The 2,034-nt window shown below is 39.4% G+C and carries 1 protein-coding gene and 4 pseudogenes; 3 read left to right on the plus strand and 2 right to left on the minus strand.

Annotated features, from left to right (window positions below):
• Positions 1 to 166: pseudogene (locus tag BFF42_RS27295) on the minus strand (IS91 family transposase); the annotation flags it as partial.
• Here BFF42_RS27295 and BFF42_RS28110 point away from each other — a divergent pair.
• Positions 130 to 414 carry an HNH endonuclease signature motif containing protein gene (locus BFF42_RS28110; RefSeq protein ID WP_012421719.1) on the plus strand — a complete coding sequence of 95 codons (285 nt, stop codon included), beginning with the start codon at positions 130 to 132 and terminating at the stop codon, positions 412 to 414. The pseudogene BFF42_RS27295 and the gene BFF42_RS28110 overlap by 37 nt on opposite strands.
• 142 nt (positions 415 to 556) lie before the next feature.
• Positions 557 to 778 (plus strand): annotated as a pseudogene (locus BFF42_RS15690) (transposase domain-containing protein); the annotation flags it as partial.
• Positions 779 to 798: 20 nt separating this feature from the next.
• Here BFF42_RS15690 and BFF42_RS15695 read toward each other — a convergent pair.
• Positions 799 to 861: pseudogene (locus BFF42_RS15695) on the minus strand (IS66-like element accessory protein TnpA); the annotation flags it as partial.
• Positions 862 to 1,311: 450 nt separating this feature from the next.
• On the opposite strand from BFF42_RS15695, the pseudogene ospC1 reads away from it, so the two are divergent.
• Positions 1,312 to 2,034 (plus strand): annotated as a pseudogene (ospC1, locus tag BFF42_RS15700) (type 3 secretion system effector OspC1); the annotation flags it as partial.

The following is a 2,034-nucleotide window of genomic DNA, read 5'->3' on the forward strand; positions in this document are numbered from 1 at the left end:
GACTGATATCCCGCGCGTTTTTCTTCAGCCCCTCCACATTCAGTCCCGCGATGGCCCGGCGGTATACCATCCGGCCGCCACACAGCACGCATTCGAACGGGTCACGACTCAGGAACTGTTTCACCATTTGTGCATAGCACACTTTCGCCACTGGTTCCGGTTTATCCTGTTTTTATAACGGTAATTGCAGACCATGACAAACCGCAGCCGTCAGGCTGCCTACTCGAGTCACAAAGCTCTCTGTGTCCGATATGCCGGCAGCGCATTACCCATGAAACTGGCTGGAACGTACACCATAAGGTGAAGAAAGTTATGGGGGGCGGTGAAGAATTATCTAACCTTGTCTTGTTACATCCAAATTGCCATCGACAGTTACACAGTTGTGAAGCCGGCTCTCTCAAAAAGGGCTTATAAAGGCTTGAGCGGTGTACCGGGAAACCGGTATGCACCGTTCTTAGGGGAGGGCAGTCCAGCAATGAACTGTCCTTACCCGACAAACATCCAAAACGAACGGAACGTGCTGGAATCCGCATATAACCCGTTGTAAAGTGAGGAAATGGACACCTCACTTGCTCATGAGAACGCCCGCCTGCGGGCACTGTTGCAGACGCAACAGGACACTATCCACCAGATGGCTGAATACAACCGCCTGCTCTCACAGCGGATGGCGGCTTATGCTTCCGAAATCAACCGACTGAAGGCGCTGGTTGCGAAACTGCAGCGTATGCAGTTCGGTAAAAGCTCAGAAAAACTTCGCGCAAAAACCGAACGGCAGATTCCATTTTCACGGGCGATCTACGCCACACAGGCTCTGGGTTGCAGTGACTGCTCCATTAAGGCGATTTTGAACTCATAAGGGAAGTAACAAAAAAACTGCAAAAGTACAATAATTATATATGGCCAAACTAACCTCTATTAAAAAAACATCAGTTTTTCACACTTAGTTGAGCTTCATGAAAAAATCATCGAGGATTTCATTGCAGAATACACATTCTACTAACTGGAAGCACTCCATAAGAGGAATCAGAGAAAGTATCGTTTTTTTATAGTAAAATTCATTGCTGTTCAATAAAATTGATATAGTTATTAAATTATGAAAATAATTTCACAAAAAAGATTAACTTGAGTTCTTAAGCATCGGATTTTAGATATTTTGAAATATCTGGCATCACATAACATCAAAAGTATATAATACCCTTATCTAATTACATGCAGTATATTGTATATATACTCAAAAATTGTAATTCATACCCTACTATATCTTGTGGGGAAAGATATTAATTAAAACTGTTTTCATATAAGGTTCATTTTATGAATATATCAGAAACACTGAACTCAGCAAATACCCAATGCAATATAGATTCTATGGATAACAGATTACATACATTATTTCCAAAAGTGACATCAGTGCGAAACGCTGCACAACAAACTATGCCAGATGAAAAAAATTTAAAAGATAGTGCAAATATTATTAAAGATTTCTTTAGGAAAACTATAGCAGCACAGAGTTATAGTAGAATGTTCTCTCAAGGCTCTAACTTTAAATCTTTAAATATAGCAATTGATGCACCATCAGACGCTAAAGCCTCATTTAAGGCTATTGAGCACCTTGACAGATTATCGAAGCATTATATATCTGAAATAAGGGAAAAACTTCATCCTCTTTCTGCAGAGGAACTCAATTTGCTTTCGCTAATTATTAATTCTGATTTAATCTTCAGACATCAAAGTAATTCTGATTTGTCTGATAAAATTTTAAACATTAAGTCATTCAATAAAATTCAGTCTGAAGGAATATGCACAAAACGAAACACATACGCTGATGATATAAAAAAAATAGCTAATCATGACTTTGTGTTTTTTGGCGTTGAAATCTCTAGCCATCAGAAAAAACACCCCCTGAATACAAAACATCACACTGTTGATTTTGGTGCAAATGCGTATATCATTGATCATGACTCTCCATATGGATATATGACATTAACCGATCACTTTGATAATGCTATTCCACCTGTTTTTTACCATGAGCACCAA

This window comes from Shigella sp. FC1661 (assembly GCF_001712525.1).
Taxonomy (GTDB): Bacteria; Pseudomonadota; Gammaproteobacteria; order Enterobacterales; family Enterobacteriaceae; genus Escherichia; species Escherichia coli.